At 44.8% G+C, this 12,164-nt stretch carries 24 protein-coding genes and 1 pseudogene; all 25 read left to right on the top strand.

What is annotated here, in order from left to right; all coding sequences use genetic code 11:
• Positions 1 to 8 precede the first annotated feature (8 nt).
• The 25 genes and pseudogenes from rplD to rpoA all read left to right on the top strand — a co-directional run bounded on the left by rplD (position 9) and on the right by rpoA (position 12,156).
• Positions 9 to 611 carry a 50S ribosomal protein L4 gene (gene rplD / locus KUG37_RS03915; RefSeq protein WP_216934556.1) on the top strand — a complete coding sequence of 201 codons (603 nt, stop codon included), beginning with the start codon at positions 9 to 11 and terminating at the stop codon, positions 609 to 611.
• Entirely contained in the window at positions 608 to 928 is a 321-nt protein-coding gene (gene rplW, locus KUG37_RS03910; protein WP_005094149.1) for a 50S ribosomal protein L23, read from the top strand. Before rplD ends, rplW begins: the two co-directional genes overlap by 4 nt.
• Positions 929 to 939: 11 nt before the next feature.
• Positions 940 to 1,764, top strand: a complete 825-nt coding sequence (gene rplB / locus KUG37_RS03905) for a 50S ribosomal protein L2 (RefSeq protein WP_004281509.1) — start codon at positions 940 to 942, stop codon at positions 1,762 to 1,764.
• 19 nt (positions 1,765 to 1,783) lie between these two features.
• Complete coding sequence (gene rpsS, locus KUG37_RS03900; protein ID WP_004281508.1) at positions 1,784 to 2,059, top strand: 30S ribosomal protein S19; 276 nt, start codon at positions 1,784 to 1,786, stop codon at positions 2,057 to 2,059.
• A gap of 11 nt (positions 2,060 to 2,070) precedes the next feature.
• Positions 2,071 to 2,400: a 50S ribosomal protein L22 gene (rplV, locus tag KUG37_RS03895; RefSeq protein WP_216934634.1), complete on the top strand. Its 330-nt coding sequence runs from the start codon at positions 2,071 to 2,073 to the stop codon at positions 2,398 to 2,400.
• 1 nt (position 2,401) lies between these two features.
• Positions 2,402 to 3,218 (top strand): annotated as a pseudogene (rpsC, locus tag KUG37_RS03890) (30S ribosomal protein S3).
• The gene (rplP, locus tag KUG37_RS03885; RefSeq protein WP_216934561.1) at positions 3,158 to 3,571 is read left to right on the top strand and encodes a 50S ribosomal protein L16; all 414 of its coding nucleotides are present in this window, start codon (positions 3,158 to 3,160) and stop codon (positions 3,569 to 3,571) included. The pseudogene rpsC and the gene rplP overlap by 61 nt, the downstream one beginning before the upstream one ends.
• Complete coding sequence (gene rpmC, locus KUG37_RS03880; protein WP_004650482.1) at positions 3,571 to 3,768, top strand: 50S ribosomal protein L29; 198 nt, start codon at positions 3,571 to 3,573, stop codon at positions 3,766 to 3,768. The genes rplP and rpmC overlap by 1 nt, the downstream gene beginning before the upstream one ends.
• Entirely contained in the window at positions 3,765 to 4,022 is a 258-nt protein-coding gene (gene rpsQ / locus KUG37_RS03875; protein ID WP_004281504.1) for a 30S ribosomal protein S17, read from the top strand. Before rpmC ends, rpsQ begins: the two co-directional genes overlap by 4 nt.
• A gap of 91 nt (positions 4,023 to 4,113) precedes the next feature.
• On the top strand, positions 4,114 to 4,482 hold the full coding sequence (gene rplN / locus KUG37_RS03870) for a 50S ribosomal protein L14 (RefSeq protein WP_004281503.1): 369 nt from the start codon (positions 4,114 to 4,116) through the stop codon (positions 4,480 to 4,482).
• Between the two features lie 9 nt (positions 4,483 to 4,491).
• On the top strand, positions 4,492 to 4,809 hold the full coding sequence (gene rplX / locus KUG37_RS03865) for a 50S ribosomal protein L24 (protein ID WP_216934563.1): 318 nt from the start codon (positions 4,492 to 4,494) through the stop codon (positions 4,807 to 4,809).
• A gap of 16 nt (positions 4,810 to 4,825) precedes the next feature.
• Complete coding sequence (gene rplE / locus KUG37_RS03860) at positions 4,826 to 5,362, top strand: 50S ribosomal protein L5 (protein ID WP_216934566.1); 537 nt, start codon at positions 4,826 to 4,828, stop codon at positions 5,360 to 5,362.
• 9 nt (positions 5,363 to 5,371) lie between these two features.
• Positions 5,372 to 5,677 carry a 30S ribosomal protein S14 gene (gene rpsN, locus KUG37_RS03855; protein WP_216934568.1) on the top strand — a complete coding sequence of 102 codons (306 nt, stop codon included), beginning with the start codon at positions 5,372 to 5,374 and terminating at the stop codon, positions 5,675 to 5,677.
• 12 nt (positions 5,678 to 5,689) lie between these two features.
• Positions 5,690 to 6,085 (top strand): 30S ribosomal protein S8, encoded by a 396-nt coding sequence (gene rpsH, locus KUG37_RS03850; RefSeq protein ID WP_216934570.1) that lies wholly within the window; start codon positions 5,690 to 5,692, stop codon positions 6,083 to 6,085.
• Between the two features lie 13 nt (positions 6,086 to 6,098).
• Positions 6,099 to 6,632, top strand: coding sequence for a 50S ribosomal protein L6 (gene rplF, locus KUG37_RS03845; RefSeq protein ID WP_004281498.1), 534 nt, complete (start codon positions 6,099 to 6,101; stop codon positions 6,630 to 6,632).
• 14 nt (positions 6,633 to 6,646) lie between these two features.
• Positions 6,647 to 6,997 (top strand): 50S ribosomal protein L18, encoded by a 351-nt coding sequence (rplR, locus tag KUG37_RS03840; RefSeq protein WP_004281497.1) that lies wholly within the window; start codon positions 6,647 to 6,649, stop codon positions 6,995 to 6,997.
• Between the two features lie 2 nt (positions 6,998 to 6,999).
• Positions 7,000 to 7,497 (top strand): 30S ribosomal protein S5, encoded by a 498-nt coding sequence (gene rpsE, locus KUG37_RS03835; RefSeq protein WP_216934573.1) that lies wholly within the window; start codon positions 7,000 to 7,002, stop codon positions 7,495 to 7,497.
• Between the two features lie 6 nt (positions 7,498 to 7,503).
• Positions 7,504 to 7,680, top strand: coding sequence for a 50S ribosomal protein L30 (gene rpmD, locus KUG37_RS03830; RefSeq protein ID WP_004281495.1), 177 nt, complete (start codon positions 7,504 to 7,506; stop codon positions 7,678 to 7,680).
• Positions 7,681 to 7,683: 3 nt separating this feature from the next.
• Positions 7,684 to 8,124, top strand: coding sequence for a 50S ribosomal protein L15 (rplO, locus tag KUG37_RS03825; protein WP_180037192.1), 441 nt, complete (start codon positions 7,684 to 7,686; stop codon positions 8,122 to 8,124).
• 45 nt (positions 8,125 to 8,169) lie between these two features.
• Positions 8,170 to 9,489, top strand: coding sequence for a preprotein translocase subunit SecY (gene secY / locus KUG37_RS03820; RefSeq protein ID WP_216934637.1), 1,320 nt, complete (start codon positions 8,170 to 8,172; stop codon positions 9,487 to 9,489).
• A 19-nt stretch (positions 9,490 to 9,508) separates the two neighbouring features.
• Positions 9,509 to 9,625, top strand: coding sequence for a 50S ribosomal protein L36 (gene rpmJ / locus KUG37_RS03815; RefSeq protein WP_000867907.1), 117 nt, complete (start codon positions 9,509 to 9,511; stop codon positions 9,623 to 9,625).
• Between the two features lie 105 nt (positions 9,626 to 9,730).
• Positions 9,731 to 10,087 (top strand): 30S ribosomal protein S13, encoded by a 357-nt coding sequence (gene rpsM, locus KUG37_RS03810; protein WP_004281492.1) that lies wholly within the window; start codon positions 9,731 to 9,733, stop codon positions 10,085 to 10,087.
• Positions 10,088 to 10,106: 19 nt separating this feature from the next.
• On the top strand, positions 10,107 to 10,493 hold the full coding sequence (gene rpsK, locus KUG37_RS03805; RefSeq protein ID WP_004281491.1) for a 30S ribosomal protein S11: 387 nt from the start codon (positions 10,107 to 10,109) through the stop codon (positions 10,491 to 10,493).
• 12 nt (positions 10,494 to 10,505) lie between these two features.
• Positions 10,506 to 11,132 carry a 30S ribosomal protein S4 gene (rpsD, locus tag KUG37_RS03800; RefSeq protein WP_004281490.1) on the top strand — a complete coding sequence of 209 codons (627 nt, stop codon included), beginning with the start codon at positions 10,506 to 10,508 and terminating at the stop codon, positions 11,130 to 11,132.
• Between the two features lie 16 nt (positions 11,133 to 11,148).
• Entirely contained in the window at positions 11,149 to 12,156 is a 1,008-nt protein-coding gene (rpoA, locus tag KUG37_RS03795; RefSeq protein ID WP_004281489.1) for a DNA-directed RNA polymerase subunit alpha, read from the top strand.
• Positions 12,157 to 12,164 lie beyond the last annotated feature (8 nt).

Raw genomic sequence — 12,164 nt, 5'->3', positions numbered from 1 at the left:
GAAATAACGTGAATTTAAATACTGTTTCCGGCTCTGCTGTTGAATTATCAGAAGTTGCGTTCGGTCGTGAATTTAATGAAGCTCTTGTTCACCAAGTGGTTACAGCTTATTTAGCTGGTGGCCGTCAAGGTTCAAAAGCTCAGAAATCACGTGGAGACGTTTCTGGCGGTGGCCGCAAGCCATTCCGTCAAAAAGGTACTGGCCGTGCTCGTGCTGGTTCTATTCGTAGCCCAATCTGGGTTGGCGGTGGTAAAACTTTTGCTGCTCGTCCACAAGACTGGTCTCAAAAAGTAAACCGTAAAATGTACCGCGGTGCTATGCAATGCATCATGGCTGAACTTGTTCGTCAAGATCGCCTAATTTTAGTTGATGAGTTTGCTGTTACAGCTCCAAAAACTAAAGAATTGCTTGCAAAGCTTAACGACTTGAATGCAACTCGTGCATTGATCGTTACTGATGCTGTTGATGAGAACCTGTATCTTGCTGCGCGCAACATTCCACACGTAGATGTGGTTGATGCTGCTGCAATTGATCCGGTTAGCTTGATTGCGTTCGACAAAGTTGTTATGTCTGTAGCTGCTGCTAAGAAAATTGAGGTAGAACTCGGATGAACAACGAACGTATCTATCAAGTCCTGCAAGGACCTGTATTCTCAGAGAAAGCACAAGTTTTAGGTGAAACTGCTGGTGTTCAAGTGTTTAAAGTTGCTATCAATGCAAACAAGCTTGAAATCAAAAAAGCAGTGGAACAACTCTTTGGTGTGGAAGTTGTTAAAGTTAACACTACTATCACTAAAGGTAAGTCTAAACGCTTTGGTAAAACATTAGGACGTCGTTCTGATGTTAAAAAAGCATACGTCACCCTGAAAGCTGGCCAAGATGTTGAAATGGCTGACTTGGGCGATACCGCTGAAAGCACAGCGGAATAAGGACGAGAATTATGCCTATTCAAAAATGTAAGCCAACGTCTCCAGGACGTCGCTTTGTAGAGAAAGTGGTTCATGATCACCTTCACAAAGGCGCACCATACTCTCCGTTGGTTGAAGCTAAAAAACGTACTGGCGGCCGTAATAACAACGGTCACATCACGACTCGTCACGTTGGTGGTGGTCACAAGCAGCACTACCGTCTAGTTGACTTCAAACGTAACAAAGATGGTATTCCTGCAACTGTAGAGCGTATCGAATACGATCCTAACCGTACTGCACACATTGCACTTGTATTGTACGCTGACGGTGAGCGTCGTTATATCATCGCTCCTAAAGGTCTTCGCGCTGGCGATAAAGTACAGTCTGGTAACGATGCTCCAATTCGTCCAGGTAACTGCTTGCCGCTTCGCAACATGCCTATCGGTTCTACTCTTCACAACATCGAACTTAAAATCGGTAAAGGCGCGCAGTTAGCTCGTTCAGCTGGTACTTCAGTTCAGCTGTTGGGTCGTGACGGTTCTTACGCTATCGTTCGTCTACGTTCAGGCGAGATGCGTAAAATTCACGTTGAATGCCGTGCTGTGTTAGGTGAAGTATCTAACTCAGAAAGCAACCTTCGTTCACTAGGTAAAGCTGGTGCATCACGCTGGCGTGGTGTTCGTCCTACCGTTCGTGGTATGGCGATGAACCCAGTTGACCATCCACACGGTGGTGGTGAAGGGCGTAACAAAGGTATTCAACCTGTAAGCCCATGGGGTCAAAAAGCTAAAGGGTACAAAACACGTACCAATAAGCGTACGACTAAGATGATCATTCGCGACCGTCGCGTTAAGTAACAAGTAAAGGAATCTGACAATGCCTCGTTCTCTGAAAAAAGGCCCATTCGTCGATGCGCACTTGTTCGCTAAGGTTGAAGCGGCTATCGCGGCTAATAACCGTAAGCCGATCAAAACTTGGTCGCGTCGTTCGATGATCCTCCCGGATTTTGTTGGTTTAACAATTTCTGTACACAATGGCCGTAACCACGTTCCTGTGATCGTTTCTGAACACATGGTTGGTCACAAGCTTGGTGAATTTGCACCAACTCGTACCTATCGCGGTCACGGTGTTGACAAGAAATCTAAACGTTAATGGGTGCTATGATGGAAGTAACTGCTAAATTACGCGGTGCCGCTATCTCGGCACAAAAAGCTCGTTTGGTTGCAGATCTTATCCGCGGCAAATCTGTTGCGCACGCTCTTAACATCCTGAACTTCAGCAACAAAAAAGCTGCAGTTCTAGTTAAGAAAGCGTTGGAATCTGCGATTGCAAACGCTGAACACAATGACAGTTTAGATGTAGACGATCTTAAAGTTGCTACGATCTACGTTGATGAAGGCACTAGCCTGAAACGTATTTTGCCACGTGCTAAAGGCCGTGCAGATCGTATCACTAAGCGTACTTGTCACATCACCGTTAAGGTAGGGGTTTGATATGGGTCAGAAGGTTCATCCAATCGGTATCCGCCTAGGTGTTGTGAAACGTCATAACGCTAACTGGTATGCGAATCCGAAACAATACGCTGAATACTTGCTTAAAGATCTTCAAGTTCGTGAGTTTTTAATTAAAAAACTTAAAAATGCGATGATCAGCAATATTCTTATCGAACGCCCTACAGGCGCTGCTAAAGTAACTATTAGCACTGCGCGTCCTGGTATCGTAATCGGTAAAAAAGGCGAAGATATTGAGAAACTACAACGTGAATTAACATCTATTATGGGTGTTCCTGCGCAAGTAAGTATCAATGAAATTGATCGTCCAGACTTAGACGCGCGTCTAGTTGCTGAAGCAATCGCTTCTCAATTAGAAAAACGTGTAATGTTCCGTCGTGCTATGAAGCGTGCGGTACAAAACACAATGCGTGCTGGTGCTAAAGGTATCAAAGTAGAAGTTTCAGGCCGTTTAGGTGGTGCTGAGATTGCTCGTACTGAGTGGTATCGTGAAGGTCGTGTACCTCTACATACGCTTCGTGCAGATATCGACTATGCGACTATGCGTGCTGAGACTACTTACGGTACGATTGGTGTTAAAGTTTGGATCTTCCGTGGTGAGATCTTGGGCGGCATGAAACAAGTCATGAACCCAGCTCCATCAGAAGATCGTCCAGCTAAACGCGGTCGTGGTCGTGGTGAAGGTCAAGAGCGTCGTGGTCGTCGCAATGATCGTTCTGCTGAAAAAGGAGAATAATCCATGTTGCAACCTAAGCGTACTAAATTCCGTAAAGTGCAGAAAGGCCGTAACACTGGTCTAGCACACCGCGGTAGCACAGTATCTTTCGGTACTATTGCACTTAAATCAATTGAACGTGGTCAAATGACTGCGCGTCAAATTGAAGCAGCACGTCGTACAATTAGCCGTCGTATTAAGCGTGGTGGTAAGATCTTTATCCGTGTATTCCCGGACAAGCCGATTACCTCTAAGCCTCTAGAAGTGCGTATGGGTAAAGGTAAAGGTTCTGTGGAATATTGGGTTTGTCAAATCAAACCAGGTAAAGTCTTGTACGAAATTGATGGTGTTAGCGAAGAATTGGCACGTGAGGCATTTGTTCTTGCTGCTGCTAAGCTTCCGTTTAAAACCGCTATCGTGACTCGGACGGTAATGTAATGAAAACTAAAGATCTACGTGAAAAGTCGGTAGAAGAGTTGACAGCTTTGCTTGATGAGCAACAGCTTAACCAATTCCGTCTTCGTATGGCGAAAGCAACTGGTCAATTGGGTAAATCGCATGAAGTTGCGCTTACTCGTAAGACAATTGCTCGTATCAAGACCCTCCTTACCGAAAAACAGGGGAACGGACAATGAGTGATAAAACAGTCCGCACGTTAACTGGCAAAGTTGTAAGCGACAAGATGGATAAATCTATCGTTGTTCTTATTGAACGCCAAGTTCAACACCCGTTGTATGGCAAATTAATCCGCCGTTCAACAAAATTACATGCTCATGATGAGAACAACACAGCGAAAGCTGGTGATGTTGTAACCATTAAAGAAAGCCGCCCAATTTCTAAAACTAAGTCTTGGACTCTAGTTGAAGTTGTTGAAGCAGCTGCTGAGTAATTAACGTTCTTGTTGCATCATCGGTCAATTTCGAGTACTCTTTGAGCCTTTCGAAATTTCGACCGGTGTTGCTCGGTTTTGGAGTAGGGCAATGATTCAGACCGAAACTATGCTCGACGTAGCAGACAACAGTGGTGCACGCCGCGTACAATGTATTAAAGTACTTGGTGGCTCGCATCGTCGTTATGCTTCTGTTGGCGACATTATTAAAGTTACTGTAAAAGAAGCAATTCCACGCGCACGTGTTAAAAAAGGTGACGTGATGAATGCGGTTGTAGTTCGTACAAAATTCGGTATCCGTCGTGCAGACGGTTCAGTGATTCGTTTCGACGATAATGCTGCTGTTATTTTGAACAACAACAAAGCGCCGATTGCAACTCGTATTTTCGGACCAGTGACTCGTGAACTTCGTACTGAACAGTTCATGAAAATTATTTCATTGGCTCCTGAAGTTCTATAAGAGGCGATCATGGCTAAGATTAAAAAAGGCGATCAAGTAATTGTGATCGCAGGTAAAGAAAAAGGCAAACAGGGTACTGTTCTGTCTGTTTCTAATGACCGTGTTAAGGTTGAAGGCCTTAACTTGGTGAAGAAGCATCAGAAGCCGAACCGTGCTACAGGCACTGAAGGTAGTGTTGTAACTCAGGAAGCTTCGCTTCATATTTCAAACGTGGCAGTTTTTAATGCTACAACCCAAAAGGCTGACCGTGTTGGTTACCAAGTGATTGACGGCGTGAAAACTCGCGTATTCAAATCAAATGGTGAATCAGTGGCGGTAGCGAAGTAATAGGTTGATATAGGCCATGGCCAGACTTAAAACACGTTACAATGAAGAACTTAAAGCTCAGTTACTAGAGACTTTAGGTGTTAAAAATGTGATGGAAATTCCTCGCATTACTAAAATCACGATCAACATGGGTGTTGGCGCAGCTGCTGCTGACAAAAAACTCCTTGATGGTGCTCTTGCTGATATGCAAGCTATCGCTGGTCAAAAACCAGTACTTACGTTAGCTCGCAAATCAATCGCTGGTTTTAAAATCCGTGATGGTTGGCCGATCGGTTGTAAAGTTACTTTACGCGGCGAACGTATGTACGAATTCTTAGACCGTTTGATCTCGATTGCGATCCCTCGTATCCGTGACTTCCGTGGTTTCTCTGCGAAATCATTTGACGGTCGTGGTAACTACTCAATGGGTCTTAAGGAACAGATCATGTTCCCTGAAATCGATTTTGATAAGATTGATCGTATTCGTGGTATGGATATTACCATTACTACGACTGCTCGCACCGATGACGAAGGCCGTGCGCTTATGCGTGCATTCGGCTTCCCGTTCAAATAAGAGGTCGATATGGCTAAGAAAGGTATGATTAATCGCGAATTGAAACGCGAAGCTACTGTTGCTAAATTTGCTGCAAAACGTGCTGAATTAAAAGCAACGATTGCTAATGTAAATGCTAGCGATGAAGAGCGTTTCGATGCGATGATGAAATTGCAAGCATTACCACGTAATGCATCTCCAGTACGTCTACGTAACCGTTGTGGTTTAACTGGTCGTCCGCATGGCTATTTCCGTAAGTTTGGCTTAAGCCGTAACATGTTACGTGAAAAAGTAATGCAAGGTGATGTACCTGGTATGGTTAAGGCAAGCTGGTAAGGAGCACTATAGATGAGTATGCAAGATACCGTTGCCGACATGCTAACACGTGTTCGTAACGCACAAATGGCGAAGAAACAAACTGTTTCTATGCCAAATTCTAAGTTGAAAGTGGCAATTGCTAACTTACTTCAACAAGAAGGTTATATTTCAAATGTAGAAGTTGCGGATGCTGAAGGCAAACCAACGCTTACTTTGACTTTAAAATATTTCGAAGGCAAACCAGTGATTGACACTGTGAAACGCGTAAGCCGTCCAGGTCTACGTCAGTATCGCGGTAAAGATGCACTTCCTAGCGTTAAGCAAGGTTTAGGTATTGCAATTGTTTCTACAAGCAAAGGCATCATGACTGATCGCGCTGCACGTGCTGCAGGCGTTGGTGGTGAAGTTATTGCTTTTGTTTCTTAATAGGTGATTCCTCATGTCTCGTGTGGCTAAAGCCCCAGTAACTGTGCCTAACGGTGTAACAGTTACTCAGAACGGCCGGCAGGTCGAAGTGAAAGGCACTAAAGGTACATTGTCTTTCAACCTGCATGCGCTGGTCGAGCTTAAACAGGAAGACGGTATTCTAGCTATTGCTCCAGTACAAGAGTCGAAAGACGCTTGGATGCAAGCTGGTACTGCTCGCGCTGTGCTTAACAACCTTGTAAAAGGTGTTAGCGAAGGTTTCGAACGTAAGTTACAGCTTATCGGTGTTGGTTATAAAGCTGCGGTTAAAGGTGACGTTGTTCATCTTAACCTTGGTTTCTCTCACCCGATCGATTATGCACTTCCTGCAGGTGTAACTGCTGAAACTCCAACTGCAACTGAAATCGTACTTAAATCTGCTGATAAAGCAGCTTTAGGTCAGGTTGCTGCAGATATCCGTGGTTACCGTCCACCAGAGCCGTATAAAGGCAAAGGTGTTCGTTATTCTGATGAAGTTGTACTTCGTAAAGAAGCTAAGAAGAAATAAGGCGCGAGGTTCTTATGAACGAAAAGAAACAATCCCGTTTGCGTCGTGCGAAAAGCACACGCTTGCACATCCGTGCATTGGGTGCGACTCGTTTGTGTGTAAACCGCACTCCGCGTCACATCTATGCTCAAGTTATCTCTGCAGATGGTGGCAAAGTATTAGCGCAAGCTTCTACTTTAGACGCTACTCTACGTGCGGGTACAACTGGTAACGTTGAAGCAGCTCAAAAAGTAGGTGCTTTAATCGCAGAACGCGCTAAAGCAGCTGGTGTTACTAAAGTTGCATTTGACCGTTCTGGTTTTAAATATCATGGTCGTATCAAAGCCTTGGCTGATGCTGCTCGTGAAAACGGCTTGGAGTTCTAATCATGGCTAAAGTTGAACAAAACGAAGGTCTTGTTGAAAAGCTGGTTGCCGTTGATCGTGTAGCCAAAGTTGTTAAGGGTGGTCGTATCTTCTCTTTCACAGCATTAACTGTTGTGGGTGATGGTAATGGTCGCGTAGGTTTTGGTCGTGGTAAAGCACGTGAAGTTCCAGCTGCTATCTCTAAAGCACTTGAAGCTGCTCGTCGCAATATGATTACTGTTGACCTTGTTGATGGTACGTTACAGCACCCAATTAATGCACGTCACGGCGCTAGCCGCGTGTTCATGCAGCCGGCCTCTGAAGGTACAGGCGTAATTGCTGGTGGCGCTATGCGTGCAGTTCTAGAAGCTGTAGGCGTACGTAACGTGTTGACTAAATGCCGTGGTTCTACTAACGCTGCTAACGTAGTAAACGCAACTTTTAATGGTTTGCGTGATATGACTACTCCTGAAAAGGTTGCTGCGAAACGTGGTCTTTCAGTAGAACAAATTCAAGGGTAATCAATCATGAAAACGATTAAAGTTACCCAGACTAAATCTGCATCGCACCGCTTGAAAAATCACAAGCTTAGCCTGCAAGGTTTAGGTCTGCGTCGTATTGGTCATACTGTAGAAGTGTTAGACACACCTTCTAACCGTGGTATGATCAACCAAGTCTACTATATGGTTAGTGTAGAGGAATAAGCCATGACTCTGCGTTTAAATACAATTGCACCTGCAGAAGGTGCTAAACGTGACAACCTTCGTCTAGGCCGTGGTATTGGTTCTGGCGTTGGTAAGACCGGTGGCCGTGGTGTCAAGGGTCAAAACTCACGTAAGAGCGGTGGTACTCGTCCAGGTTTTGAAGGCGGTCAAACAGCACTTTATCGTCGTTTGCCTAAATTCGGCTTCACTAGCCAATTAGCTTTGAAAACTGCTGAAGTACGTTTATCTGAGCTTGCTAAAGTTGAAGGCGACATCGTGTCTCTAGAAACTTTAAAAGCTGCGAACGTTGTACGTAAAGACATGACTCGTGCTCGTATCGTACTTTCTGGTGAAATTACTCGTGCATTCACTATTCAAGGTGTTGTATTGACTAAAGGCGCTAAAGCTGCTGTTGAAGCTGCTGGCGGCAAAGTCGAGGAGTAATCCCCAGTGTCTATGACTCCTAGTTCTTCAGGTCATGTCAACATGATGAAAGGCCAACCATTTCACGTGAAATACCGTGAGATTATTCGTCGAATGATGTTTCTCATTGGTGCGTTGTTGGTGTTTCGACTAGGAGCGCATATTCCAGTACCAGGCATCAATAATGCTGCATTAGAGAACCTGTTTAATGCAAACCAGGGAACTATCCTTGGTTTGTTTAACATGTTCTCTGGTGGTGCATTAGAACGAATGTCTATTCTTGCTCTCGGGATCATGCCATACATCTCTGCATCAATTATTGTGCAGTTGATGTCCACCGTGGTTCCTTCGCTGGAAGCTTTAAAGAAAGAAGGCGAGCAAGGTAAACGTAAGATAAATCAATACACACGACAAGGCACTTTGTTCCTGGCGCTTGTACAAGCGATCGGGATGTGTGCAGGCTTGATCAGTCAGGGGATTACCCTGAATACTGGTTTGGCTTTTTATGTTCCTGCGGTGACCTCACTGGTTGCGGGGACCATGTTCTTGATGTGGTTGGGTGAACAGATTACCGAACGTGGGGTGGGCAATGGTATTTCCATGATCATCTTCGCTGGTATTGTTGCCGGATTGCCTAATCTGATTATGCAATCTTTGTCATCTGTAGATAATGGCCAGACTAGCCTGATTGGCTTGGTGATTTTTGGTCTGTTGTCTCTGGGTGTCTTGGCAGCTATCGTGTTTATCGAGAAAGCGCAGCGTCGTATTCCGGTAAACTATGCTCAAAAACAACAAGGTCGTCGTGTATTTACTGCACAGCAGACACATTTGCCATTGAAAATTAATATGGCGGGTGTGATTCCGGCAATTTTTGCCAGCTCATTGCTTTTGTTCCCTGCGAGCTTGGGTCAATGGGTCGGTAGTGCAGATCCAGATGCTGGATTTATTAAGCGTAGCCTGCAAGATTTGGCATTGGTGTTGTCGCCTGGTCAGCCGTTGTATTTGGTGCTCTTTGGTGCGTTAATTATCTTTTTCTGTTACTTCTATACAGCACTGGTATTTAGTCCTAAAGAAGTGTCAGAGAACTTGAAACGCAGCGGAGCTTACGTGCCTGGTATACGTCCAGGTGAGCAAACTGCTCGTTACTTAGATCATATTCTCAATCGTTTGACATTTATTGGCGCGATTTATATTGCAGTCATTTGTTTGATGCCGATGGTATTGCAAAGCTCATTTGGTATTCCATTCTATCTGGGTGGTACCTCTTTGCTGATTGTTGTGGTAGTAGTGATGGACTTTATGGCTCAGCTGCAATCACACCTCACTTCGCACCAATACGATAATCAAACGTTAATGAGAAAAACGACTGCTCATCCTAAGGGATAAGCGCACTTGAGGTTTCATCATGAAAGTACAAGCTTCTGTTAAGAAAATTTGTGGTAGCTGTAAAGTTATCCGTCGTAATGGGGTTATCCGCGTAATTTGTAGCGCAGAACCTCGTCATAAGCAGCGTCAAGGTTAATCTGATTAAGACCTGTTGATTTCTGTAGGCGAATTAGGTTATTATCCGCCCCTCAAGATTTTTGTGGGGCGGTTGATTATCTACTGCCTTTTTGGAGAAAATTGAATGGCTCGTATTGCCGGTGTAAACATTCCGGATAACAAGCACGCTGTTATCTCTCTAACGTATATCTTTGGTATTGGTCGCCATACTTCAAAAGCTATCTTAGCTGCTGCTGGTATTGCACCGACTACTAAGATCCGTGAATTAGATGACGCTCAGCTTGATGCGATTCGTGCAGAAGTTGCTAAGGTTCCGACCGAAGGTGATTTACGTCGCGAAATTTCCATGAACATTAAACGTTTAATGGATTTAGGCTGCTACCGCGGTCTTCGTCATCGTCGCAGCTTGCCTGTCCGCGGTCAACGCACCAAAACTAACGCTCGTACCCGTAAAGGTCCGCGCAAACCTATTAAGAAATAAGATTTCTGGAAGCTAAAAGATGGCTAAAGATACTCGCGCACGCAAGAAGGTCACTCGTACCGTCTCTGAAGGTGTCGCACACATTCACGCTTCTTTTAATAACACCATTGTGACTATTACCGATCGTCAAGGTAATGCACTGGCTTGGGCCACTTCAGGTGGACAAGGCTTCCGTGGATCACGTAAATCAACTCCGTTCGCTGCTCAGGTAGCTGCTGAAGTTGCTGGTAAAGCTGCTTTAGACTACGGTTTGAAAAACTTGGACGTCCTTGTAAAAGGTCCTGGTCCTGGTCGTGAATCTGCGGTTCGTGCTTTAGGTGCAGTGGGTTATAAAATTAACAGCATTACCGATGTGACGCCAATCCCGCACAACGGTTGCCGTCCACCTAAAAAACGTCGCGTGTAAGGAGAAACATTCATGGCTCGTTATATTGGTCCAAAATGCAAACTCTCTCGTCGCGAAGGGACAGACCTGCAACTTAAATCAGGCGTTAAACCGTTTGATGTTAAGACAAAAAAACATGCGAAAGTTCCTGGCCAACACGGCGGGGCTCGTGGTGGTAAACAATCTGAGTACTCACTACAATTACGCGAAAAACAAAAAGTACGTCGCATGTACGGTGTTTTAGAGCGTCAATTTAGTAACTACTACAAAGAAGCTGCTCGTGTTAAAGGCGCAACTGGTGAAAACCTGTTGAAGCTACTTGAAAGCCGTCTTGATAACGTTGTTTATCGTATGGGTTTCGGTTCTACTCGTGCAGAAGCTCGTCAGTTAGTATCTCACCGTAGCATCACTTTGAATGGCCGTCGTGTTAACATTGCGTCTATCCAAGTTAAAGCGGGTGATGTGATCGCAGTTCACGAAGGCGCTAAACAGCAATTACGTATCAAAAACGCAATTGAATTAGCTACTCAACGTGGCATGCCTTCTTGGATGGAAATTGACCATTCTAAATTAGAAGGTACGTTCAAAGCTGCACCGGATCGTTCTGATTTACCTGCTGAAATCAACGAAAGCTTGATTGTAGAATTGTATTCTAAATAATCCTTGAGGAAGCAATATGACGCGTACTGCAAATGAGTTTCTAACTCCGCAAGCGATCAAGGTCGAAGCGGCAAGCGGGACCTCGGCAAAAGTTATTCTAGAACCATTAGAGCGTGGCTTTGGTCATACTCTTGGTAATGCTTTACGTCGCATCCTTCTTTCTTCTCTACCTGGCGCAGCTGTGGTAGAAGTTGAGATTGAAGGGGTCGAGCACGAGTACAGTACTTTGGAAGGCTTGCAGCAGGACATCGTCGAGCTCTTGCTGAACCTAAAAGGATTGTCGATTAAGCTGTTCGATCAAAATGAAGCATATTTGACATTAGAAAAACAAGGTGCAGGCGACGTAACTGCGGCTGACCTTCGTTTACCTCATAATGTTGAAGTGGTTAACCCTGAACATTTGATCGGTACTTTAAGTGCCTCAGGCTCATTGAAAATGCGTCTGAAAGTTGCTCAAGGTCGTGGCTACGAGACTTCTGACTCACGCTTCCCGGAAGGCGAAACTCGCCCAGTGGGTCGCTTGCAGTTAGATGCTTCTTACAGCCCAATCAAACGTGTTTCATACACCGTGGAAAACGCGCGTGTAGAACAACGTACTGACCTTGATAAACTGATCATTGATCTTGAAACCAATGGTACTGTTGATCCTGAAGAAGCAATCCGCAAAGCGGCAACAATCTTGCAACAACAAATTGCAATCTTTGTTGACCTTCAGAAAGATCAAGCACCTGTGGCTCAAGAACCGCGTGAAGAAGTTGACCCAATCTTGCTTCGCCCAGTAGATGATCTAGAGCTAACTGTTCGTTCTGCTAACTGTTTGAAAGCAGAAAACATTTACTACATTGGTGATCTTGTGCAGCGTACCGAAGTTGAGTTGCTTAAAACTCCTAACTTGGGTAAAAAATCGCTTACTGAGATCAAAGATGTTCTGGCTTCTAAAGGCTTACAACTCGGCATGCGTTTAGAGAACTGGCCACCGGCTAGTCTCCGTATGGACGATCGTTTCGCCTATCGTAGCCGTTAATTAAGTAG

Source organism: Acinetobacter sp. BY419 (assembly GCF_019038395.1).
Lineage (GTDB): Bacteria > Pseudomonadota > Gammaproteobacteria > Pseudomonadales > Moraxellaceae > Acinetobacter.
The sequence above is the reverse complement of the archived record's forward strand: the minus strand, read 5'-3'. Positions and strand labels throughout refer to the sequence as shown.